This window comes from Sunxiuqinia sp. A32 (assembly GCF_052690465.1).
Genome location: NZ_JBQYLI010000003.1, coordinates 321,743 through 345,553 on the forward strand (window position 1 = coordinate 321,743; position 23,811 = coordinate 345,553).

General features: G+C 38.8%; 22 protein-coding genes and 1 pseudogene. 16 read left to right on the forward strand and 7 right to left on the reverse strand.

Annotation, left to right across the window (positions count from 1 at the left end; all coding sequences use genetic code 11):
• Positions 1 to 26: 26 nt before the first annotated feature.
• The 3 genes from ACUNWD_RS04680 to ACUNWD_RS04690 all read right to left on the reverse strand — a co-directional run bounded on the left by ACUNWD_RS04680 (position 27) and on the right by ACUNWD_RS04690 (position 2,120).
• Positions 27 to 971 (reverse strand): hypothetical protein, encoded by a 945-nt coding sequence (locus tag ACUNWD_RS04680; RefSeq protein WP_445586616.1) that lies wholly within the window; start codon positions 969 to 971, stop codon positions 27 to 29.
• Positions 972 to 1,087: 116 nt separating this feature from the next.
• A complete protein-coding gene (gene smpB / locus ACUNWD_RS04685) occupies positions 1,088 to 1,546 on the reverse strand; it encodes an SsrA-binding protein SmpB (RefSeq protein WP_445586617.1) in 459 nt (152 codons plus the stop codon).
• The gene (locus ACUNWD_RS04690) at positions 1,536 to 2,120 is read right to left on the reverse strand and encodes a Yip1 family protein (RefSeq protein ID WP_445586618.1); all 585 of its coding nucleotides are present in this window, start codon (positions 2,118 to 2,120) and stop codon (positions 1,536 to 1,538) included. Before ACUNWD_RS04690 ends, smpB begins: the two co-directional genes overlap by 11 nt.
• 90 nt (positions 2,121 to 2,210) lie before the next feature.
• Between ACUNWD_RS04690 and miaA the strand changes: the two genes are divergently transcribed.
• Positions 2,211 to 3,137: a tRNA (adenosine(37)-N6)-dimethylallyltransferase MiaA gene (gene miaA, locus ACUNWD_RS04695; RefSeq protein ID WP_445586619.1), complete on the forward strand. Its 927-nt coding sequence runs from the start codon at positions 2,211 to 2,213 to the stop codon at positions 3,135 to 3,137.
• On the opposite strand, the gene ACUNWD_RS04700 is transcribed toward miaA, so the two are convergent.
• Positions 3,138 to 3,875, reverse strand: a complete 738-nt coding sequence (locus tag ACUNWD_RS04700) for an acyl-[acyl-carrier-protein] thioesterase (protein ID WP_445586620.1) — start codon at positions 3,873 to 3,875, stop codon at positions 3,138 to 3,140. It lies immediately after the preceding gene.
• Positions 3,876 to 4,198: 323 nt separating this feature from the next.
• Here ACUNWD_RS04700 and map point away from each other — a divergent pair, with 323 nt between their 5' ends.
• From map to ACUNWD_RS04720, 4 genes are all read left to right on the forward strand, one after another.
• Positions 4,199 to 4,969 (forward strand): type I methionyl aminopeptidase, encoded by a 771-nt coding sequence (gene map / locus ACUNWD_RS04705; RefSeq protein ID WP_445586621.1) that lies wholly within the window; start codon positions 4,199 to 4,201, stop codon positions 4,967 to 4,969.
• 95 nt (positions 4,970 to 5,064) lie between these two features.
• A complete protein-coding gene (locus ACUNWD_RS04710; protein WP_445586622.1) occupies positions 5,065 to 6,363 on the forward strand; it encodes a sensor histidine kinase in 1,299 nt (432 codons plus the stop codon).
• 55 nt (positions 6,364 to 6,418) lie between these two features.
• Positions 6,419 to 6,802 (forward strand): co-chaperone GroES, encoded by a 384-nt coding sequence (locus tag ACUNWD_RS04715; RefSeq protein WP_445586623.1) that lies wholly within the window; start codon positions 6,419 to 6,421, stop codon positions 6,800 to 6,802.
• A 176-nt stretch (positions 6,803 to 6,978) separates the two neighbouring features.
• Positions 6,979 to 8,268 (forward strand): aminotransferase class I/II-fold pyridoxal phosphate-dependent enzyme, encoded by a 1,290-nt coding sequence (locus ACUNWD_RS04720; RefSeq protein WP_445586624.1) that lies wholly within the window; start codon positions 6,979 to 6,981, stop codon positions 8,266 to 8,268.
• A gap of 53 nt (positions 8,269 to 8,321) precedes the next feature.
• On the opposite strand, the gene ACUNWD_RS04725 is transcribed toward ACUNWD_RS04720, so the two are convergent.
• Positions 8,322 to 8,705 (reverse strand): hypothetical protein, encoded by a 384-nt coding sequence (locus ACUNWD_RS04725; protein ID WP_445586625.1) that lies wholly within the window; start codon positions 8,703 to 8,705, stop codon positions 8,322 to 8,324.
• 107 nt (positions 8,706 to 8,812) lie between these two features.
• Between ACUNWD_RS04725 and ACUNWD_RS04730 the strand changes: the two genes are divergently transcribed.
• The 3 genes from ACUNWD_RS04730 (at position 8,813) to ACUNWD_RS04740 (ending at position 12,424) form a co-directional block, all read left to right on the forward strand.
• Positions 8,813 to 9,427 carry an HAD family hydrolase gene (locus ACUNWD_RS04730; protein WP_445586626.1) on the forward strand — a complete coding sequence of 205 codons (615 nt, stop codon included), beginning with the start codon at positions 8,813 to 8,815 and terminating at the stop codon, positions 9,425 to 9,427.
• Between the two features lie 59 nt (positions 9,428 to 9,486).
• Entirely contained in the window at positions 9,487 to 11,502 is a 2,016-nt protein-coding gene (uvrB, locus tag ACUNWD_RS04735; protein ID WP_445586627.1) for an excinuclease ABC subunit UvrB, read from the forward strand.
• A 94-nt stretch (positions 11,503 to 11,596) separates the two neighbouring features.
• The gene (locus ACUNWD_RS04740) at positions 11,597 to 12,424 is read left to right on the forward strand and encodes an alpha/beta hydrolase (protein WP_445586628.1); all 828 of its coding nucleotides are present in this window, start codon (positions 11,597 to 11,599) and stop codon (positions 12,422 to 12,424) included.
• Between the two features lie 334 nt (positions 12,425 to 12,758).
• On the opposite strand, the gene ACUNWD_RS04745 is transcribed toward ACUNWD_RS04740, so the two are convergent.
• Together ACUNWD_RS04745 and ACUNWD_RS04750 are read right to left on the reverse strand one after the other, a co-directional pair.
• Positions 12,759 to 14,402: an alkaline phosphatase family protein gene (locus ACUNWD_RS04745; RefSeq protein ID WP_445586629.1), complete on the reverse strand. Its 1,644-nt coding sequence runs from the start codon at positions 14,400 to 14,402 to the stop codon at positions 12,759 to 12,761.
• Between the two features lie 193 nt (positions 14,403 to 14,595).
• On the reverse strand, positions 14,596 to 16,887 hold the full coding sequence (locus ACUNWD_RS04750; protein ID WP_445586630.1) for a KamA family radical SAM protein: 2,292 nt from the start codon (positions 16,885 to 16,887) through the stop codon (positions 14,596 to 14,598).
• A gap of 120 nt (positions 16,888 to 17,007) precedes the next feature.
• On the opposite strand from ACUNWD_RS04750, the gene ACUNWD_RS04755 reads away from it, so the two are divergent.
• From ACUNWD_RS04755 to ACUNWD_RS04790, 8 genes and pseudogenes are all read left to right on the forward strand, one after another.
• The gene (locus ACUNWD_RS04755) at positions 17,008 to 17,331 is read left to right on the forward strand and encodes a TraR/DksA family transcriptional regulator (protein WP_445586631.1); all 324 of its coding nucleotides are present in this window, start codon (positions 17,008 to 17,010) and stop codon (positions 17,329 to 17,331) included.
• 11 nt (positions 17,332 to 17,342) lie between these two features.
• A complete protein-coding gene (locus ACUNWD_RS04760) occupies positions 17,343 to 17,792 on the forward strand; it encodes a hypothetical protein (RefSeq protein ID WP_445586632.1) in 450 nt (149 codons plus the stop codon).
• A 42-nt stretch (positions 17,793 to 17,834) separates the two neighbouring features.
• Positions 17,835 to 18,353, forward strand: coding sequence for a hypothetical protein (locus tag ACUNWD_RS04765; RefSeq protein WP_445586633.1), 519 nt, complete (start codon positions 17,835 to 17,837; stop codon positions 18,351 to 18,353).
• Positions 18,354 to 18,637: 284 nt separating this feature from the next.
• A complete protein-coding gene (locus ACUNWD_RS04770) occupies positions 18,638 to 20,290 on the forward strand; it encodes an XdhC family protein (protein WP_445586634.1) in 1,653 nt (550 codons plus the stop codon).
• A gap of 1 nt (position 20,291) precedes the next feature.
• Entirely contained in the window at positions 20,292 to 20,774 is a 483-nt protein-coding gene (locus tag ACUNWD_RS04775; RefSeq protein ID WP_445586635.1) for a (2Fe-2S)-binding protein, read from the forward strand.
• Between the two features lie 43 nt (positions 20,775 to 20,817).
• Positions 20,818 to 22,965, forward strand: a complete 2,148-nt coding sequence (locus tag ACUNWD_RS04780) for a molybdopterin cofactor-binding domain-containing protein (RefSeq protein ID WP_445586636.1) — start codon at positions 20,818 to 20,820, stop codon at positions 22,963 to 22,965.
• Positions 22,966 to 23,119: 154 nt separating this feature from the next.
• A complete protein-coding gene (locus tag ACUNWD_RS04785) occupies positions 23,120 to 23,470 on the forward strand; it encodes a transposase (RefSeq protein ID WP_445586637.1) in 351 nt (116 codons plus the stop codon).
• 95 nt (positions 23,471 to 23,565) lie between these two features.
• Positions 23,566 to 23,811: pseudogene (locus ACUNWD_RS04790) on the forward strand (hypothetical protein); the annotation flags it as partial.

The window sequence follows — 23,811 nt, forward strand, 5'->3', positions numbered from 1 at the left end:
TGAGTTTTTTAAAATAGATCAATCAACTATTCTTCGTCTCCCGTGGGGATATTCATCGAACCAAGATTGGTTATTTGGTAATTACCCAGGTTGAATTTTTTATTGGCGTTGTCGTCGATATCGGTTACTTTCATCAGGGTGCGTTCGTTGTTCTCTTTGTTAATTGATTCAGATTCCATTACAAAACCCCATGGCATTCCTCTGGAGTATGCGGCAGATTTAAAGATGGAGCTCATGTAATCTCTTGTTTTGAAGTTGGCCTTCTCGCTAATCCAAAAACTTGCTTCTGTATCTTCCTCGGGGTTGTTATACTTATATTCTTCGCATGTGTATCCTGCAATTGATTTCGATCTTCCGGTTTTTTCCAGGTATGGATTCAGGTTGATGTTTTTGATTTGCTCTTCATCCAACTCATCATAGGCATCATCCATAGCTTCATCGAGATTTATTCCATACACAATTCCGTTTTTTTCACCTTTATCATCCGAAAGTATAATCATGGCGCCATTCGTAAAATCCATAATAAACATACCTTTCCCTTTTTGCTCCATGTCGCCTGAAATAAATTCGTAGGCAAAATTCTTTCCTTCCGGGTTAATGTATGTCACAAAATCGCCCTCATTATCTAACTTCCCATTTGATTTGTAGGATTCAATATGCATCTGGATTTTTGAATCGAACGTGTATGAATCTTCAATTGGGACAGGATCACCAGACAATCCCATACCCTTCATCATTTTTTGAAGACGTTCGTTTTGCTTTTCCTCGTCTGATGCTGCAGCTTCTTCATTTTCTTCAAATGCTTCATCCAGCTTTTCGTCTACTTTTTCATCAACCTTGTCTTCAACTTTATTTTCGATTTTATCCTGAACCTTTTTGCTTAACTTGTTCAGAAATCCTTGTGCTGATGTTGTCTCAGATATCATTAAACAACCAGCAATTATGGCAACTATTAATACATACTTTTTCATGACTAATTCATTTTTTTAACGAATTAACAAGTTACTACAATTGCATGGCTCAATGCAACTTATCAAGATGAATTCTAAATTATTTTTTAAAGGAAAAGGAGAGAGGGTGTTGAAAATTAGTGTTTCATTGCACGATCGATATCTCGCTTAGCATCCTTGCTTTTAAGACTTTCCCGCTTGTCGTACGTTTTTTTACCCTTGGCAAGTGCAATTTCTATTTTGCAAAGTCCCCGATCGTTAATAAACATTTTTAGTGGGATAATGGACAAGCCACTTTCTTTAATTTTCTTCTGAAGTTTCTGCAGCTCTTTTTTGCTTAACAGCAATTTGCGGTCACGGCGGGCCTCATGATTATTGATATTTCCAAAGTCATATTCAGAAATATTCATATTCACGACATACAGCTCGTTATTTGTAAACCGACAGAAGGAATCAACCAGGCTTGCTTTTCCATTGCGAATCGACTTAATTTCAGTTCCAGCCAATTGAATTCCAGCAACAAACCGTTCCAAAATTTCATATTCGAAGAAAGCTCGTTTATTCTTGATATTTATATTTTGTGGTTTATGCGCCATATGCAAAAAATGCCTGAAATAGTTTCCAACTAATAACGTTTATCAAGGCGAAAGTAAAGAAATTAACCAATATAGTAATAAGAATGTACCGTGTTCTGTTACCTTCCGGAATCTCAAAGCAAACCTGCACACCCAAAACGAAAAGAACAACGCCATACAGACCCAATATTTCGAGCACATATAAAGCAGGGAATAACCCAGTTACAGCAGATACCAGGAGAAATGGAAATAATGAATACGCAATTACCGGCTTCACGAGCGACATATTTTTACTTCCTCCGAAACTTGTTAGCAGTTCGTTTGTCAAATAGCTGGCAGCAAAAAATTGCAAAAGATAAACGGCAATTTCCCGAAAGGATTTTGAGATAGCATAGGATAACAGAAACTCGGGACTGGTAATCAGTTCGCCTAAAAATATAGCGATACCAACGAGGAAAACAATCGGCAGAAAGAATCTGTAGAGTACATTTACGTCGCCTTCCCCTGATTTCCGACTTTCCCAAAATTGTCTTGGCTCAATGGTGAGTTGCCAACTATCATTCAAAAGACGTATATATTCTTGTTTAATATCCATAGATGCTGGTTTTGCGTTACAAAAATACATTATTTTGCATAGTTGAATAATTTTATGGGCAGAATTAGAGATCATAAAAATCATACATTCATGCAAAAATCAAGATACCAGCTTCTTACCATTTTAGGACCAACTGCCTCTGGCAAGACAACTGTTGCCGCCCACGCTGCGCTTCGACTGGATGGTGAAGTAATTTCAGCGGACTCACGACAAGTCTATCGGGGGATGGATTTAGGAACCGGGAAGGATTATGAGGATTATGATATTGAGGGAAAACACATCCCTTATCACTTGATTGACATTGTGGATGCGGGCTATGAATACAATGTTTTTGAATATCAATCTGATTTCTTAAAAGTATATGACGATATCGTTAAGCGAGGAAAATTTCCGGTGTTGTGCGGTGGGAGTGGCCTGTACCTGGAGGCTGTTCTTAAAAACTACAAACTCATACAAGTTCCCAAAAATGTGGAATTTCGAGCTGAACTGGAAGAGAAAGACCTTGCTGAACTGGAAATCATACTACGAAAGTATAAACCTGATTTGCACAACAAAACAGATATTGAAACCAAACGAAGAGCAATCCGGGCAATTGAAATCGAAGAATACTTGAAACATCATCCAGATATTGACACGGATATGCCGCAAATAAACAGTTTGGTTGTTGGTGTAAAATATGACAGGGAACACAGACGTAAAAAAATAACTGAGCGGCTAAAGCAACGAGTAAGTGAAGGAATGCTTGATGAAGTTCAGGTTTTACTGGATAAGGGTCTGACGCCAGAAAAACTGACTTATTACGGCCTGGAATATAAATATCTCACGTTACATCTGATTGGTGAACTTAGCTATGATGAAATGTTTGTCCAACTTGAAATCGCTATCCATCAATTTGCCAAGCGCCAGATGACCTGGTTTCGCCGAATGGAAAAGCAAGGGACTAAAATCAATTGGCTCGATGGGTATATGTCTATTGATGAGAAATTGAATGCGATTACCAACTGGCTAAATGAATAGTCAGTTGCGCTCTTTCCATTTAGTATGAATCGCGCATAAATCAAGCTTGTCTGCTTCTCTAACAATTCCGGATAAATACTCCGTTTCATTCATCTTTTTGTGCACTACTGCGAGCGAATCATTCGCCATTCCTTCTTTCAGGTAGTTCACTTCGATACTTGCCAATTCATTATTATTTAGGAATTCGATTCCGAAATCATTGATCACACGTTCCAAGTATTTCACGCTGTTAAAATGCATATTTACATCCAGCTCACTAAATTGAACGGGAACAAAGCTCATCGAATTAGGATGTGCAATTGGCTTGATCCGCTTGGGATTTCTGCAAGCATCATTACTTTCAAGTTTTGGGAATGTATCGCGATAATTTCTTAGCAAGAAGATTTTCTTGGTGTCATGTTCCAGGATCAACCAGGAGGTACTAGCCTTTAAAATTAGTTCTCCGGTTTTTGTCTCCAGAATAAAATCCCGGTATGCGTACATGCCATCAGTGCCGGCAGACCAGGTATTCAGAACGATCTCATCTTGCCAGGAAGGGTATTTTTCAAACTCCACGTACATTCTCGACAAAACCCAAAATAAATTGCTGCTTTTTAACTGATCATATCCCCAATCCATCACTTGTGCATGAGCCCAGGCAGCCTCCAGCATGAAATTAAAAAGCATTGGCACCGATGCTTTTGCAAACTGGTTGGTGTGATAGCTTTTAACTTGAAGTGTTTCAATATATTTTTTCATTGTTAGCCTATGTTACGATTCAGGGAAATTATTCAAAATGAAATCACCTTTTCAAATGAAGGCAAATCTTGAGGATCCCGCAATAAAAGATTTAATTATTAAACGACAACTTGAGCTTTCCTGAACGTATGATTATTTCAGAATAATAAGAGTTACAAAAATATTGATAGTTGTTAACGAAACCAGAAATTATGGATGTTTTTTTTGAAACCCTGGTGACTAGATCGTTTCATTTATCAAGAAAATTGCTAAACCTTTCTATAAAACTATTGTTCAGCTTTGAAAATAAAGAAGCTTTAACGACTTTTGCGAAAATTTTTTTCATGAGCGAGATAATAATTAAAACACCAGAACAGATTGAAGGCATCCGTCAAAGCAGCAAATTGGCAGGCCAATGTCTGGTTATGATTGAAGAGTATGTGAAGGAAGGTGTGACCACTGATCACTTAAATAATCTTATTGAAGAGTTTATTCGGGACCATAAAGCCATTCCTGCTACTGTCGGATATAATGGTTATCCAAAAGCATCATGTATTTCGCTTAATGAAGTGGTTTGCCATGGAATTCCAAGTCCAACTGAAGTTTTGAAAGAAGGTGATATCTTAAATATTGATGTGACCACCATATTGAATGGTTATTACGGAGACACCAGCAGAATGTATACAGTTGGTGAAATCTCAAAGAGGGCTGCAAAAATTGTAGACGTGGCAAAACATTGCCTTGATTTGGGTATTGATCAGGTAAAACCTGGAAATCATTTGGGCAATATTGGGTTTGTTATCGGACGTTATGCTAAGGCAAATAAGTTCAGTGTAGTGTACGAATTTTGCGGGCATGGTATCGGCCTTGATTTTCATGAAGCGCCTCAGGTTGACCACATTGCCCGCCGTAACTCAGGGCCCATCCTCCAAGCTGGAATGACGTTCACGATTGAGCCCATGATTAATGAAGGCAGACCTACAACCCGGGTTGACAAGTATGATGGGTGGACTGCCCGTACCAGTGATGGAAAACTTTCAGCTCAATTTGAGCATACTATTTTGGTAACCAATTCGGGCTTTGAAGTTTTAACGGACGTAATTGGCGAATATTAAAATAGTCAATAGACCCGTAAGAAAATAGTTTTCATTGTGCATGGAATATTTGAATTACGTATTTTTAATAATTCAAAAAACGAATTGTACAAAACATGCTGATCGATTATATACGTAAGTATTTTCTTACTGCTGATACCAAGGCATATGCAAGTCTTTACGAGAAAAAGAAGAGCATTTTAGTAAGTTTCTTTTTATACTTTTTTCTCTTTATTTCATTATTCTTTGTTTTTGCGGCCATCGTTACTAAAGATTATGAATTCCTTCTGGCGGACAGTTCATTCTTTGTTTTAGGTTGCATCCTTATCTATTTCCTCAAAATAAAGAAGTACCTGAATCAGGTTATTAATATTTTCATTGGTCTAATTTGCGTGATTAGCATACTGTTTGTTCAGTCAGGAGGGATGAATAATACAGGAATATTAACAGCTGTTTTAGTGCCAATTCCCATTATTCTTCTGTTAGGTAAAAGAAGAGGAATATGGACACTGGTAATCTTTACAGCAGTTAATCTTGCAGGCTTTATATTCTTGAAAAATGAAAGCTGGTTCCCAGACTATAATCCAGATTGGCTGGAGCGTGTAACGGTGGTATTTGTGATGATCTCATTGATGGCATATATAAATGAATATGTTTTCGATCAGCTTTATTTTCGATTGGAGACGATTACCAATTCCTTTAGAACCAGCCAGGAGAGATATAAAAATCTGGCCATTAATAAGGAGAAGTTTTTGTCGCTGGTGTCTCACGATTTAAGCCATCACATTGGAAATTTCGCTGTTACTTCTAATATGTTGAATGAGCAATACGATGTAATGTCAAGCGAAGAAAAAAGGAATCTGATCACACAATTGGCTTCAATATCCAACCAAAATTATCATTTATTGCAAGATCTTCTAAAGTGGTCAACGGTACAGAATGAAATAATCCCATTTTCGCCACAATCCATAAAATTGGAAAGCATATTAAGAGAAGTTATTGAGCTATTTGATCAATCGATTCAGGCTAAAAAGCTTTCGCTTTTTATTAAAGTAAATAGCAATAGCGAAGTTTTTGCAGATAGCGATATGCTTGGATCTATCATCAGAAATATTCTTTCAAATGCGATAAAATATTCGAAAGAAAATGGTGAAATCAGAATTTCAGCTATTGAGAAAGGTGACTTTATGATTGTAAGTGTCACTGATAAAGGAATTGGAATGAATCCACAGGTTCTTCAGCAAGTGAAAGCATCCATTTCATTTTCAACTCCAGGGACGTTGCAGGAATCAGGAACAGGAATCGGACTTATTTTGGTGAAAGAATTCCTGCAAAAAAACAAAGGAGAATTCTTTGTTGAAAGTGAAGAAGGAGAAGGAACTGAAGTTAGTTTCACTTTACCTCTTGCCGATTAAGAAAGTATCTTTGTTCATTTGTTATTAATATTATATTTGCGAAAAAATATAGGAAATGTCTCTGATAATTGAAGAAAAGGATTTAGCGAAGTTTATTATGGTGGGAGACCGGGTTTTGGTCAAGCCTAAGAATCCGGCAGGAAAAACTCAATCTGGTTTGTATTTGCCTCCAACTGTACAGGAAAATGAGAAAGTACACAGCGGATACATTGTAAAAGTTGGCCCTGGATATCCCATTCCGGCAATGACAGATGAAGACGAACCTTGGAAAGAAAACAAGGACGAAGTTAAATATGTTCCTTTACAAGCACAGGTGGGTGATTTGGCAATTTATCTTCATAAAAGTGGATTCGAAATTGAGTTTAACAAGGAGAAATACATTATCCTGCCTCATTCTGCAATTATGATGATCATTCGTGACGAAGATTTGTTCAAATAAGTATAAATGAGCAGATGCAAATGCTTTTCATTCAATAATTTTACAATTCGTGAAGAAAACATCAATTCTATTTTCATTTTGATAATGCATAAAGTTCTGAAAAAGATTTTTTAATATCTTGCACTCGTTACAAATAATAGAAGAACAATTGGTTCAAAACGATTAATTATTTAATAATGAATCCTCAAGCTGAAGAATTAAACAAAATTATCCAATCGAAAAATCCTGTTATTTACGATCTATTATCTGCAAAAGGTAAAAATATCTTTTTCCCGAAAAAGGGAATTTTAGGACAAACTGCTGATGCAAAAGGAACCAAGATTAACGCCACCATTGGTGCTGCTGTTGAAGATAACGGTTCTCCAATGCGTTTAGAAAGTATTGCCTCAAATGTAAATCTAGATCCTTCATTGGTTTTTCCTTATGCGCCAAGTTTTGGACGTCCGGATATTCGTGCAAAATGGAAGAGCATGATTTATGCGAAAAATCCATCGCTGGGTGACAAAGTAATTAGCTTACCTGTTGTTACTAATGCCTTAACACACGGTGTTAGTATGGCTGGCTACATGTTTGTTGATGAGGGTGACAAAGTGATTGTTCCTGATTTGTTTTGGGGGAATTACAACTTGATTCTAACCCACGCTTACGGTGCTATTCTGGATAAATATAAATTATTCAAGGATGATCATCTTAATTTGGAAGCTTTTGAAGCAAAGCTAAATGAAGGTGAAATCGGTAAAAAAATTCTAATTCTTAATTTCCCAAATAATCCAACGGGTTATTCGCCTACCACGGAAGAAGTAGAAGCGATGAGCAAAATCATCAAAGACGCTGCAGACAAAGGGAACAAGATTGTAATCTTTTCGGATGATGCTTATTTTGGATTGGTATATGAAGAGGGAATCGAAGAAGAAAGTGTTTTTTCTCAGCTTTGTGACCTTCACGAAAATGTATTGGCTGTTAAAGTGGATGGCCCAACCAAGGAAGACTATGTTTGGGGGTTCCGTGTTGGATTCATGACCTATGGAATTAAAAGCGGCGATGCTGAATTATACGGTGCTTTGGAAGCAAAAACAGCAGGTGCCGTTCGTGGAAACATTTCAAATGCAGCAAATATTTCACAATCCTTACTGCTGAATGCTTTTGAGAATGAAGCTTATCAATCGCAAAAAGATGCTAAGTACGACATTATGGATGCTCGTTACAAAGCCGTAAAAGAAGCGTTGAAGGAAGACAAGTATGCAGAATTCTTCACTGCCCTGCCTTTTAATTCCGGATATTTCATGTGTGTAGAATTAGCGGAAGGTTTGGATGGAGAAAAAATCCGTCAAATACTAATTGAAAAATACAGCATTGGTTTAATTAACCTGAATAATGTTCTACGAGTAGCATTTTCGGCAGTAGCAGCCAGCGATGTAAAAGAATTGTTTGAAGGAATTTACAATGCTTGTAAAGACTCTAAATAAAAATACCACGGATAATTATTACAAGGCTGTTTGCGATTTGCAGACAGCCTTTTTTATGCCTTAATTAATTCATAGACCATAAAGAAAAGCAGCAAGGCTACCAGTCCAATGATAACGTTAATCCAGTTGCTGTATTTAGATTTCTTAATCTTTAAAACAATAGCTACCGCTGCAAGAATAGCTGTTACAACCAAACCGGTAAAGAAGGAAATCAAACGTGCTTCCTTTGGCAATTGCCCATCAATTATTTCAGGTACAACAATTTGCCCCGAGGCGAGAATCCAGGCTGCCAGAACTCCTAACAAGATAAATAACACATGCCCAATCTTTTCCAATTGTTCTTTTTTCTCAACCCAGGCAAAAATAAGTACGGCAATTCCAGCAAATAGTGCGACCTGCGAGAGATAGGTGAAATTTGATATCAGCGTTTGGTTCATTGTATTTGATTTGAAGCAAATGTGTTAAAATTTACTTAAACTAAAAAATAAAAGCAATCATCATTATTTGGTTACTTTTGTCAGCTAATATTGTACAATTACATTTTATGAATCAAATGATTGAAGTATCTCCAAATGCAAAAGGGCTGATATTTGATTTGGATGGAACCATTGCAGATACGATGCCAATCCATTTTATTGCCTGGAGAAATGCGGCTGCACGATTTGGGATTGATTTTACAACCACTCTTTTTGCTGAATTGGCTGGAATTCCACTTTATCCCACTGTTGAGAAATTAAATGAGATGTTTGACAAGAACATTGATCCTCAGGAAATGGGAGATGCTAAAGAACTGGAATATGAGAATAATATGCATCTGGTAAAACCAATAGAGCCGGTAATTCAGGTAATTGAGCGTTTTCATGGAAAACTTCCAATAGCTGTTGGAACAGGTGGTTGCAGAAGAATCTCGGAGAAAGTTCTAAAGTTGGTTAAGATGGATATATATATTGATGGATTGGTATCTGCCAATGATATTGTCCATTCAAAGCCTCATCCCGAAACTTTCCTTAAATGTGCAGAGCTAATTGGTGTAAAACCTGATGATTGTGTAGTTTTTGAAGACGGCATATTAGGGATGAAAGCTGCTGAGGCAGCTGGGATGGAAGTTATTGATGTAACAAAGTATTACAAGGTAACTATTGGAGAAGAAGTTTATTAAACCAGGTTTACAATAGGATTAAACTGAACTAAAATAGCCCAAATTCGGTTTTTAGGAACATGGATTTTAAAGTAGTTGCACCATACGTACCAACAGGAGATCAGCCCGAAGCAATCAAGCAATTGGCAGAGGGAATTGAAGAAGGAATACCCTTTCAAACTTTGCTCGGGGTGACTGGCTCGGGGAAGACTTTTTCCATGGCCAATGTGATTGAAAAGGTGCAGCGCCCTACCTTAATTTTAAGTCATAATAAGACATTGGCGGCACAGCTGTATGCCGAAATGAAGCAGTTTTTCCCGAACAATGCGGTTGAATACTTTGTGTCGTACTACGATTATTATCAGCCTGAAGCCTATCTGCCAACAACTGATACTTACATTGAGAAAGACTTATCCATCAACCAGGATATTGAAAAACTGAGGTTGAGTACAACATCTTCCTTACTTTCCGGAAGGCGCGATGTGGTTGTGGTCTCATCTGTTTCCTGTCTCTATGGTATTGGGAATCCTGAAGACTTTCATGCGAATGTAACTTCTGTAAAAAAGGGTCAGATAATAAACAGAAATCAATTTCTACATAAATTGGTTGATGCACTTTACTCGCGCAACGAAGTGGATTTTCAGCGAGGAAATTTTCGCGTAAAAGGAGATACTGTTGACATCTTTTTGGCCTATGATGATTCTGCTATACGGGTTGTTTTTTGGGGGGACGAAATCGAAGAAATTTACAGCTTCGATCCGATTGAAGGTGGAACGATTGACGAACTCGAATCAGCCATTATTTACCCGGCAAATATATTTGTGACCACCAAGGAAAGAATGAAATCTGCTATTCATGAGATTCAGGATGATTTGGTGAAACAAATTGATTTTTTCCGCGAAATTGGAAAGCCATTGGAAGCTAAGCGGATTCAGGAGCGGGTGGAGTACGACATGGAAATGATGCGGGAATTGGGTTACTGTCCGGGTGTGGAAAATTATTCCAGATATTTTGATGGAAGAGACGCAGGTAGCAGACCATTCTGTTTGCTGGATTATTTTCCTAAAGATTTTATCACCATTTTGGATGAAAGTCATGTAACGATTCCCCAGATACGAGCCATGTATGGAGGTGATCACTCGCGTAAAGTAAACCTGGTGGAGTATGGTTTTCGGCTACCATCTGCTATCGATAATCGGCCTCTAAAATTTGAGGAATTTGAAAATCTGGTCAATCAAACATTATTTGTAAGTGCAACACCAGCTGATTATGAACTTGAGAAATCTGAGGGGGTTATAGTAGAGCAAATTATTCGTCCAACCGGCTTGCTTGATCCGATTATTGATGTTCGTCCATCAACCAATCAGATCGACGACCTAATGCATGAGATTAATCTTCGCATTGAGAAAAATGAACGTGTTTTGGTAACCACACTCACCAAGCGGATGGCCGAAGAACTGAGTAAATATTTATCGAACATGGGAGTAAAAACCCGATACATCCACTCTGATATTGACACCATGGAGCGGGTCGAAATTATGGAAGAATTGCGCAAAGGTGGGTTTGATGTTCTTGTTGGAATTAATCTATTGCGGGAAGGTTTAGATTTACCTGAGGTATCACTGGTTGCTATTTTGGATGCTGATAAAGAGGGTTTTCTGCGCTCGGAGCGATCATTAACACAGACGGCCGGACGTGCTGCCCGTAACTTGAATGGTAGGGTAATCATGTATGCGGATAAGATTACCAATTCGATGCAGAAGACGATTGACTCCACCAACTATCGACGTGAAAGGCAATTGAAATATAATGAAGAAAATGGTATTACTCCGCAAGCCATCGTGAAACCAACGCGAGAAATCATTGGCTATGAATACCGAAGCAATAAACAGGAAGCTTATAGTGGAGGAGCAGATCATCCTGATGTGGCAGCTGATCCGGTAGTTCAATACATGAGTGTGGATGCTTTAGAAAAGGCGATTATAAAAACTAAAAAGGAAATGCAGGCTGCGGCAAAGGATTTAGACTTTATCGAAGCTGCGCGCCTTCGTGATGAGATGTATCGATTACAGGAAATACTCAAACAAAAACAATAATATTTCCCATTTTTACATTTGAAAACTCCGACATTGAAATGGGTATAACAATTTTTAATGCCTAAATTTGTTAGAAACTAATTTTACATACCCAATGAAACTGACATTACTATCCTTCTTAATTTTATTCCTTTCATTTGCTTCATCCGCTCAGGATATAAATTATAAGTTGCTAAATGACTTGCCCTATTACGAACAATCTGCTCAACAAGGGAACGACTATATTCAATCGCGATGCAAATTGGACTTCTACTATCCGGAGAATGTTGAAAATTTTCCAACGGTGGTATGGTTTCATGGAGGAGGATTAAAAGGTGGGAGTAAAGAAATTCCGGACGCACTCAAAAATAAAGGAATAGCTGTTGTAGGTGTCAATTATCGGTTGTATCCAAAAGCAAAATGTCCAGCATATCTTGAAGATGCAGCAACTGCTGTTGCATGGACGATGAAAAACATTTCGAAATATGGCGGTGATTCCAACTTGGTTTTCGTATCGGGACATTCTGCCGGCGGTTACCTGACCAGCATGATTGGACTTGACAAAAGCTGGTTAAAAAAATATGATCTGGATGCGAATAATTTGGCCGGATTAATTCCTTTTAGCGGACATACGATTACACACATGACCGTGCGTGAAGAGCGTGGAATTCCGGATACTCAGCCAATTGTTGACAAATATGCACCATTGTACCATGTACGAGCAGATGCATCTCCCTTGTTACTAATAACAGGCGATCGCGAAATGGAAATGCTTGGCCGCTATGAAGAAAATGCATACATGATGCGCATGATGAAAATTGCAGGGCATCAAAGAACCACTCTTTATGAATTGGATGGTTACGGACATGGAATGACCTACCCTGCTTTTCCGCTTTTAATTGAGTTTGTTAGAAATATTCAAAGAGAAAAAGCAGCTCGATAATTTATTTTTAGTCTGGTTCAAGGAAAAACATCGATAAATTAATACTTCAGGCGGATTCACAAAAAGAATTGGTTTTTAGCAAATTTTCATCCAGCGTCGGCTGTTTTTGATTCCTTTTTCCAGCTGAAGGGAAAAAAGGGATAACCAGTTAGGTTATAGACAACTTGGCTTGTTGCTTCGGAAGATAGCTATCTTCACTCAATAAATGAATATAAATCATTTCAGATGGATTTCGCAGTCTTTTTGAGGCTGAACCAATGTCATCCACATGATATGAAATGATTTACTGAAGCTCTTGAAATTGGCCGGAGGTAGTTTATTTTACCGAATTTGTTTATCGAAACAATTCACTGATAACGCGTCCCTGCGTATGAGCTGGGGGATCATAGCCCAAAATCTCAAAAATGGTTGGAACCACATCAACTGCTTCAACCTTTTCAAGAATGCGTTGCTTTCTTATTCCTGCACCGTACCAAATCATTGGTATACGAACCTGGTCGGTGTAAATTGTTCGCTGATATTTGTATTGTGGCTGCCATCCATCTTCAAGCAAATACAGCACATCTCCTGAGCGTTTAAAATTGAATGAGTTTGAGATTAAGGTCAATTGGCTTTTTAAATAATCGCCTTGCTCAAAACTACTGGCAGGCAATGCCAATTTTACTCCTTCAAATTGATTAATAAAAGTAGCAGCTTTCCGTTGTACTTCCTCTAAATCCAATTCCTTTTTCTCAATTAAATCGCGGTTAAAATAGATTTGCTGGTCACTAACAAACTCAATCCAATCATTCTGACCATAGGAAATATTTAAGTATGATTTTAACAAGGCAACCATGCTCTCTGGAGCCACATAACCAACAGGCATATTATATTCTTCCTTTAAATAATCAACCGGATAACTTGATGAACAGGATGAAGTAAGAACAATTAATGAATTTCCTTTCCCAACTGAATTATCCAGGTAGTTGATAAGATGGGCAATTTCCTGATCCAAACGTAAATAAACATCCTGCATTTCGACGGATACTGGACCAAACTCCCCATTTTCGTAATCCATTGATGAGAAATTTACTGTTAGTAAATCCGGAATATTGTCTTTCCCAAGGTTTTCTGCCTGTATGAGGTTGACAGCAAAATCCTTAACCATTGTATTTCCAAATGGAGTGGCTTTCAGTATTTTATAACTTCCGGCACGATCTTTTAACTTGTTGATGTTATATGGGAAAGTGTTCCATTTATTATAAAATCCTTTCTCCAAAATGTAGTCATCCTGAAGGCTCTCTTCGTAGCTTCCTGCCGGCAGTAAAGTAGACCAATCTCTACTGGTGTAGAGTTCTGCAAACTTTTTATCATTAAACAATCGTACCCAATCCGGAAATAATTCGATATAATAGGAACTGCTGATCATAGCACCTGTCTGTGTGTCGAGCCAATAAGCTCCATCAGCAGAATGACCAGCAGAAAATACAGCACTTTCAGGGTTTAAAGCAATGGAGAACACTTTTGACTTTCCTCGTGTATTTATTTTAAGGTCATCTCCAATCGTAGGACTCAGTAGCTTACTAGCTGAAATTTTCCCCTCTTCAGAATCACTCCCAACAGTGATATAATAATCATCTTCCAACGCATTTACTTCTTTGCTACGCAAACGATCATACCAGTTATCATTGACAATTCCATGACGAGATGGATATACTCCTGTAAATAAAGTTGCTACTCCTGTAATAGATTTTTGAACATGTAAATTCATTGATGTATTTGAACATACAGCTCCCTCTTCTAGCAGTCGTTTAAAACCACCTTGTTGAAACTTGTTCCAAAAACGACCAATATAGTCAGTCCGCATCTGTTCAACATTAATAACTACAACCAACCTGGGAGAATTAATTATTTCAGAATTTGATTGCTGAGCAATAAGGGTGTTCCCCACTAGAACTGTCAATAGTAATGTGGTTAGATATTTAAGGCAGTTTTTCATTTTCGAATATCGATAAAGTATTGAGAAGCCAAAAGTAAAAAAAGAACAACTCAACTACAATTGAAAACAGTTAACAAGCTTAAAACCTGCAAAAACTATTTAAATTATGTGAGCAGGAAAAAATTTTCTCGATGCATTGAAACTACCTAGTCCAATTAGATTTAATACATAACCAACCTCGGAATGCTATGGGTCAGCTTAATTCCAGGTTGGTTATTTCTTTTGTAGTCACAAAGTTGTATGATGGGTATTCATAAATTGGAATTCGGTATTCAGTTTCTCCAATGGAATAGCCAAAAACGCTTTTGTATTCGTCAATATCCTCACCCATATTCTCCAGTTGCTGCAGATATTCACTGATGGATTTGGATTCAATGATAATTACCTGGCCTATTTTGTAGATTATCGGACTATGTTTTCGGGTTTCATCATGTTCAAACATCAGAATCCGGCGACCGTAGCGGGTAATGCCTATCACACGAAAAGTCATACTTTTACCCACCCCCGGTAAATTCAAAACACTTCGATCTGTGGATAAAAATGGGAGGTCGGCCTCTTGCCGAAGCTTATCGATATTTTCAACCATGTGTTCTGCATCTGAAGGAAAGCCCCTGAGAACCTGATAATACTTTTTAGGTATTTTCCCAATCACCTTTTCCTCATTCTGTTCTTGCAGCGAGCGGGCATTCACTGCAAAGTGATAGTTATTTTCCATGTATCCTTTTACGGTGAAAGTGTAATAGCTGAGAATTCCCACATCATTAATCACTTTGCGCAATTTGGCAGCGTGCCCTCTTCTGGATGCTGAAGCTGTAAAAACCAGTTGATTTGTAACAGTCCATCCGGCAGAAAGTAAACGACGAATGCTATCTCTTGATTCAGGTGTCATTTCCATTGCCGATTCAATATGTGTTTGAATGACAAATTGTTGAATACCAATTTCAGAAGCTCTTTTTTTAAAGTCAGCGAGCAATTTAATCAACTTGAGAGAAATTCTTTGGGGCAGGTAGATTGGCAGACGGGTTCCGATTCTCACCCGAACAATTTCGGCATATTTTTCACCGTCCTTTCTGGATTTATTTGCTTGCTTTTTTCGTTTCGCCATTTCATAGATAGCTTCCAGGATCTCTTTCAAAGATTGATCTGAGCTCATCAAGGCATCACCACCTGTAAGTAAAATATCCCGTAACTGAGAGTCGTTTTCAAAATAGTCCATTAATGATCTCAATTTTTCTTTCCAGCCGATTATAGGACGAAGTTTCCCTATATCGAAATTTAGGTTACCATTTTGAAAATCAAACATTCTCTGACACACTGCACACAAACCACCACAAGTTCTTCCTGCAGTGTCTGGAATCAGAATAGCGACTTCGGGATATCGGCGGTGTATGTTATGGAAGGATGGCAGCAAAAAGCCGGCAGCATTTGGCTCCCCTGGTTTCACCTTGTCTTCTTTCTCCCATGCCGAAATTTCCCCAAATTCATCAACTAATTGCTTTTGGTAAATAATATAATCACGGATTGCTAGGTCGGCGCCAATTGCAAAATAAGGAACCCGAACATGCAGTAAAGACAAATAATACGGATTGACGAAAAAGGGAATGCCTGCATCTCTGGCCTGATAGAGCACTTTCATTGTATCGGGATCCAGCGATTCACCCAGCATTTTATTTAACAGGTCAGGCGAGCGAACTGCAAATTTTAAATGGAAATGATGATCATTCCACCACTCTCGAACTTTCAGATACTTTTCTTCACCAGATAGTCCCGTCTCAAAACGAAAACGTTCACTTTTAACTTTCTGCTCATCAATCTGCTTGATAATGATTTGGATAATTCGATCTCTGTTTTCCTCCCTCAATTTAATCATTCGGGGATCGAGGCCTGACGGATACTGATCCATCCATTCTTCTACTTTTTTCCGACTGGGCAACTCACGTTTCAACACCCCACGATATTGACGAAATAACTCAAGCATATCCTGAAAAAAATATGGTTTGGCACCGCCAGTTCCGTAGTTTACAGCTAACCAAATCATTTTTATAGGATTGCTAACGGCTAGTTCACCATGCAGATTTTGGTCAATGTACTCATTCCCCGCATGATCAATATAGTCCAAAATACGAATGGCAGCATAATCAGACCAAGCCACTTTAGTTAATGATACATGCAGTCCATTTTTTTTATAATAGTTGTATGCATCCGGCCTTTTTTTTAAATCCTCAAGAACCCAGTTGCGCACTCCAACCAATGCTTCCGTTTCATTCCTTGAATTTTGCATGATGTTTCCAAGCTTCGGGTTCTCCCGAAGAAGCTTCTTCAACAAGCGATGTGATTTCACGCTGATTGCAATTTTATCCAGCTGTTGATGCGTAGTCATGATCATCCCCCCTATTTCACAAGTCACCTGCAATTCAAAACCAAACAGATTTTCATCATTCTTAAAACCAATATATAATTTACGACTTTTTAGGCTTATTTTCAATAAGTTTGACTATGTTATTGGCAATCAACAATGGATGGTTTGACTATCGTGCGATGTTTCTCAATTCATTCAATAATGCTAACTTGTGGTCTTAAACAACATATTGTAAGCGATTTTTGTATGGATAAGGAAGAAATAAGAGCCAAACTACTAAAGGAAATTGATAAAACGGAAAAGCTGATTGTTGAATATCGGGAACTTACTAAACCTGTTGAGCCGGATGTCGCCATTGGTAGAATTTCGCGCATGGATGCTATAAACAACAAAAGTGTAATTGAAGTTTCGTTGCGTAAAGCCAAGGAAAAGTTAAAAAACCTGCAGCGCGTGTTTTCCCAACTAAATACGAAAGACTTTGGTTTGTGTTTATCCTGCAAAAAGCCAATTCCACTTGGTAGGATTCTAATCCGCCCAGAGAGTTTGTATTGTATGAATTGTGCCCGCTAAAGTCCAGTCAGATGAAAACAAAAGAGCTGTTATTAGAAGAGCTGGTCAAGCAATTTAACCAAAAGATTGAGCTTTTAAATCGGGCTATCGAAACTGCAAAAGAATCACGTGACAATGAAACCAAAAGCAGTGTTGGTGACAAGTATGAAACCGGTCGGGCAATGGTGCAAATGGAAATTGAGAAGAATCTAATGCAACTGGTTAATCTTCAAAAGCAGAAAAATGAACTCATGAAGATTGATCCGGACAAAAAATCCAACGGTGTTGAGTTTGGAAGTCTTGTAATCACCGATCAGGGGAATTATTTCTTTTCGATTGCTTACGGAAAGATTGAGATGGATGACAACAGCTGGTTTTGCCTATCAATTTCGTCACCAATTGGCAAGCACCTTTTAGGAAAGAAAGTGGGAGACCACTTGATGTTTCGGAATCAAGAAATTACGATAAAAGAAATTCATTAAATTTGAAGGGTGTTGATTTTCAGTTATTAACAATTTCCCATTATGAAACATCCCAAAAGCCTGATCAAATCTTTATTTTTGACTCTTATCATTGGTAGTTCTCTTTTCCTGTATAAAAGTACTTCAAGCCAACCAAAACAAAAGGAATCTTCCTCCCAAAATCAATTATTAAAAGCTGAAATTACAGATGCAAAATTTATTGTTCAGGGAAAACTTCAACTTATAAGCGAGGAGGTTCGTGATAGTTCGGTACTAATCATTTATGATGGAACGAAAGTCACACAAAAGAATAAATTAAGTAATGACAGCCGATTTCGCTTTGAACTTGAATTTAATAAAAACTATATTGCTGAATTCTCAAATCCAAAATGCATTACCAAGAAAATTGCAATTAACACCATGATTCCGGATACTATATCAATAGACTTTCCTCCATTTTCTTTCATCGTTAGTTTACAAGAAAATTATGATGATGTAGATTCGCAAAAAGAGAATCTGGTTGGAGAAATACTTTATAATCCAGAAATCGACAATTTTGATTCGAAAATTTTCACCAAATAATTTCTTCCAAAGAAAAAATAAATTCTAGTGTTTAAAACTTTTTGACCTCATTACAAGTAGGCATTTCCAGCGAATTGATGCAAGTTTTCCTACTCTAACTATGTGCGTTTTACTTCTTCGATTTTGCCATCAAACTCATCGATAAAAAGCATGATAATCAATCGAGTATAAAACTTCACTCTTCTCCTTCTCAAATATTTTCAGTAAATTTATATAGCTGCGATTTAAATTTTCGCTTTGCATCAAGTAGTTGTCATCAGTTCAATCCTATTAAAATTTACCTAATGGAAAATCTGTTTGAAACTATTCTTTCTCATTTAACTAGGGAGCATCCGATTGTTCTTGGTACGCTCATAAAAACCAAAGGATCGACACCACAAGTCCCCGGTTCCTCAGCTATTTTCAATTCGGAAGGGATTGTTTTTGGTACTTTGGGTGGAGGAATTCTGGAAGCTGAAGCACAGAAACTAGCTTTTGATGCATTAAAACAACAACATTCAATTGTTACGGAATTTAGTCTTGATGGCAAAATGGATGATGACAAAGGTGCTATTTGTGGAGGTTCTGCACTTTTTTTTCTTGATGCAAATACTACCGAAAGTTTTTCCGTTTTTCAGCAGGTGGTTAACTCTCTACAAAAACAAATAGCCGGGATCTTAATAACAGTGATCGAGCAAATACAAGGGCAACATCCTCTTATAACCCGGTTTTGGATTCCAGAGAATGAGGAAGTGCCGCTGGGGCTCAAAAGACAATTCAAGCTGGAGAAGGAATATTTGAAAGAATTCCTTGCGGCTGGAAAAGCACAAATTTTATCTTCTTCCGACCAACCGGATAACATTCTTTTTGCTGAGCCGATTCAACCAACTCCCAAACTGGTTATAGTTGGCGCAGGACATATCGGACAATCTCTTTGCCACCTTGGACATTTGCTGGATTTCAAGGTCACTGTCCTTGATAATCGAGCTGAACTGGCTACAAAAGAACGCTTTCCGGAAACAGTCCGAATCATCATAAAAGATATCACGAAGGCATTTCAGGAAATCACAATTACAAAAAACAGCTTTATTGTCATTTTAACTCAAAGCCACCGAACAGACATGGAAGCACTGGCAGCTTGTATCAAATCGGAGGCTGCATACATTGGAATGATTGGGAGCAAACGAAAAATAAAGCTTGTTCGTGAGAAATTTATATGCGATGGTATTTGTTCTGCTGAAGAGTTCGAAAGGATTCATGCTCCCGTGGGAATTGATATTCGTTCTCAAACGGTCCCTGAAATTGCTACAAGTATTGCTGCCCAACTTGTGAAAGTACGGCATGAGAAAAAGTCGATTCTAAAAACCTCTGCTGTATGGTGCATCATATTGGCTGCAGGTCAATCCAAAAGAATGGAGCAACAAAAACTACTTATGCCCTGGAATGGGCACACGATTATTGAAACAGTTATTCAAAAAGCAAAAGCCTCCATTGCCGACAAGGTTTTGGTTGTAAAAGGTAGCCATAAAGAAGGAATAGAAGAACAAATTAATAAGCTTCAAGTTTTAGCTGTTGAAAATGTCAACTACAAAAAGGGAATGCTATCATCGATTCAATGTGGGGTGAACTCAATTTCCTCCGAAGCTGGAGCTGTAATCATCTTACTGGGTGATCAGCCCATGTTGCAATCCGATGTTATAAATCAATTGATACGATCCTGGCAAAAAAGCTACAAGGGTATAATTGTACCTGTCTGGAAAGGAAAACGGGGACATCCAATCCTGATTGATATTAAATTCAAAGAGGAAATAAATCACCTCAATCCAGATATAGGACTGCGAGAACTGCTTCTAAATCATCCGAACGATATCCTGGAAATTGATGTCCAAACGGGTGATATTCTGAAAGACATTGACACCCCGGAAGATTATCGAAAAGAATTAAAACAAAACGTCTGATATGGAAGAAAAAATTCAATTTGAGCTGAACGGAAAGCCAGTGGAAGTTTTGCTCGACAAAAATCAAACGCTATTATGGGCGCTCCGGACCCACTTCAATTTAACCGGAACCAAATACGGTTGCGGGCAAGGTGATTGTGGCGCTTGTACCGTGATTGTTAATAATGAAGCTGTGCGTTCCTGCCTGCTGAGTATGGGGGAAGTAAAAAATGCCAAGATCATCACTATTGAAGGATTGGCAGACAATGGAGAGCTTCATCCCATCCAAAAAGCGTTTATGGAACACGATGCATTGCAGTGTGGCTATTGCACTCCCGGAATGATTATGAATGCTTACGGACTTCTTCTCCAAAATCCGGAGATAAGCAGGGACGAGATTATAACAGGTATGGAAGATAACTTCTGCAGATGCGGAGCTCACAATCGGATTATCGATGCAGTGGAAGCTGCTTCAGAAGAAATGAAAAGTGCTGCAGCCCGATAACGGGAATATTTCAAATTTTCTTAACGACTGAAAAGATCAAGTTATGAGTAAAATAGATGATTACAATGAATATTCACCGGAAGAAACCACTATACCCGGATTGAAACGAAGGGATTTCTTTAAGATTCTAGGTGGTGGCTTGTATGTTTTTTTTAATGTTGGTGAGGCCATTGATGTGCTGGCAATTGATGCTGAACAGCAAAGATCGCTGCCTACAGATTACAATGCCTTTCTGCTAATCCATGAAAATGGTGAGGTTTCTTGCTATACCGGAAAAATTGAAATGGGACAGGGAATTATCACTTCGCTTGCCCAAATGCTGGCTGACGAGTTGGATGTGGTATATGAGAAAGTTAAAATGGTGATGGGGGACACCCAGATTTGCCCTTGGGACAGGGGAACATTTGGCTCTATGTCCACCCGTTTTTTTGGTCCACCATTGCGAGCTGCTGCTGCTGAGGCAAGAGGAGTGCTCATAGAAATGGCGGCTGAAAAACTCGGACTTCCCGTGAGTGAGCTAACCGCTAAAGAAGGAATAGTCTTCAGCAAAAGGGATAAAAATAAAAAAGTGGCTTACCATAAATTAACAGAAGGAAAAACGATAGAGCGCTATCTGGATGAAAAGCCCAAAGTAAAAGACTATTCCGAATTTAAGGTGATGGGCAAATCCTATCATCATCAAGACGCTAAACTAAAGGTTACCGGTGAGGCAAAATATACAGCAGATATTCGGGTTCCGGGGATGGTTTACGCACGAATTCTCCGCCCACCATCTCACGGTGCTGAGCTGGTTTCTGTTGATACTTCAGAAGCAGAAAAGGATGCTGAGGTGCTTATCGTAAAAGATGGTGATTTTGTAGCAGCATTGCATGAAGATCCGGAAAGAGCAGAACAAGCCACGGCAAAAATTAAAGCTGAATATGAATTTGACGAAAAGGATGTCAACGATCAGACAATTTTTGACTATTTGCTTGCCAATGCTTCTGAAGGAAACGAGATTGAAAGTCAAGGGTATTTGGCAGAAGGGAAAAAGCAAGTTGACACGCTGATTGAAAGCCAGTTTCTGGATGGTTATGTTGCCCATGCTACAATTGAAACTCACGCCGCACTTGCACACATCGAAGGAGAAAAAATCACGGTATGGATTTCAACACAAACGCCTTACCCCGCGCAAGAAACTATTTCCCGAGTGACCGGATTCCCGTTGGAAGATGTTCGCGTTATTCCTCCATTTCTGGGAGGTGGATTTGGAGGTAAGTCAGCCCACAATCAGGCAGTGGAAGCTGCCCGATTGGCAAAACTTACCGGCAAGCCGGTGATGGTTGACTGGAGCCGTGAAGAGGAATTTTTCTATGACACTTTCCGGCCTGCTGCGGTTGTTAAAATTACCTCCGGCACGGATAAAGAAGGTAAAGTCAACCTCTGGGATTATCATGTCTATTTCGCCGGCTCAAGAGGATCTGATACTATTTATGACGTACCTCACCAAAAAACAACCACATATGGTCAGGAAAGGAATGCACCTAAAGTGCATCCGTTTGGTACCGGCGCATGGCGGGCTCCGGCAAATAACACCAACACTTTTGCGCGCGAATCCCAGATTGACATGATGGCTTCAAAAGTAGGCATGGATCCAATTGAATTCCGCCTGAAAAACCTGAAAGACCCACGAATGATTGGCGTTTTAAAAGAAGTGGCAAAAAAAGCAAACTGGAAGCCTGCCGTTTCACCCAGCAAAAGAGGTTTTGGTGTGGCCTGCGGATTTGACGCCGGTGCATACGTTGCTCACATTGCAGAAGTTGAGGTCAATGAGAAAACCGGACACGTGCAGGTAAAACGGGTAGTTTGCGCACAGGATATGGGCTATTGTATCAACCCACAGGGAGCGACCATCCAAATGGAAGGCTGCATCAATATGGGCATGGGTTATGCGCTGACTGAAGACGTAAAATTTACAGGTGGCAAAGTGGAAACAAAAGATTTTAGCAATTATCAGCTACCAAGTTTTTCATGGATTCCAAAAATTGAAACACATATTCTCGATAAAAATGAACCACCCCAGGGAGGTGGCGAACCAGCAATTATCTGCATGGGTGCAGTAATAGCCAACGCTATCTTCGATGCCTGTGGTGCAAGACTCTATCAAATGCCAATGACTCCTGAACGGGTACTGGCTGCTTTGAAAAAATAAAATTTTGTAGCATAGAAAGTGGAGGATGTCCTTAGTGCAAAAACAAAAAGGTTTCTACTTTTCCATCAGCTGACAATAGGCTCCAAGTCCCCTTCAGGGGATTTAGGGGTCTAAATGTCTTGTCCTAAAATAGGTTTACACAAAAAGTAAATTTATGCCAGTATTTAAGATCTATGAAGAAAGCTTCAAACGACGTGTAGTTAGCGAAGTTTTAAGAGGACAAATAAGCAAAGCAGAAGCCCATCGTCGATACGATATTGCCGGGCATTGTACTATTTTAAACTGGATTCGTAAATTTGAGGCTCAGACACTTCAAATAACTCCAATGAAACCGGATTCGCATACATCAAAAGAGGACCTGCTCAAGCGAATCGAAGAACTTGAACGGCAGGTTGAAGATGAAAAGCTTCGCAGTGAAGCTTTATCACTGATGATTGACATTGCTGAAAAGCAGCTGGATATTCAGATCAGAAAAAAGCCAGGTACCAAACAATCCAAGCGTTAAAATACCGCTATCCTGTTACTAGTCTGGACAGGATGTGCCGAGTGTTTGGTATAAGCAGGCAAGCCTATTACAAGCATTTACAGAACCGAAACAAAGTGACGAATCAGTACTACCTGGTTGTGCAATTGGTCTTATCTGTTCGCCGGGAACATCCGCGTATGGGAACCCGAAAGATTTACCATCTGATCAAGACAGATCTGGAAAATCAGGGAATTAAAATCGGTCGGGATGCCCTGTTCTCTTTATTAGCTACTGAAGGCCTTCTGATAAGAAAACGCAAACGAATGCATATCACAACCAATTCAAATCACTGGTTCCGAAAATATCCGAACCTGATAAAA